This is a genomic window from Shewanella sp. S1-58-MNA-CIBAN-0166 (assembly GCF_040310085.1).
Taxonomy (GTDB): Bacteria; Pseudomonadota; Gammaproteobacteria; order Enterobacterales; family Shewanellaceae; genus Shewanella.
On record NZ_JBEOPN010000201.1, the window covers coordinates 1 to 239 of the forward strand.

The following is a 239-nucleotide window of genomic DNA, read 5'->3' on the forward strand; positions in this document are numbered from 1 at the left end:
GTGGAGTACCGATTAAAGTAGCAATACCGCCAATACTCGCACCATAAGCAATAGATAGTAAAAGGGCTTTACCAAAACCTTCATTACTAGGATCTGAGCTTTTAACTAAATGGGTAATAGATAAAGCGATAGGTAGCATCATTACTGCTGTGGCCGTGTTAGACATCCACATTGATAAAAATGCAGTCACTAACATCATCGCTAAAATCTGTAAGCTTGGTTTTTTACCTGCATAAAGC

The 239-nt window shown here is 38.5% G+C and carries 1 protein-coding gene; it reads right to left on the reverse strand.

All coding sequences use genetic code 11. The features are described from left to right. Positions 1-239, reverse strand: a 239-nt coding sequence (locus AAEY99_RS21700) for an SLC13 family permease (RefSeq protein ID WP_351012029.1), incomplete at both ends; no start/stop codon positions are given.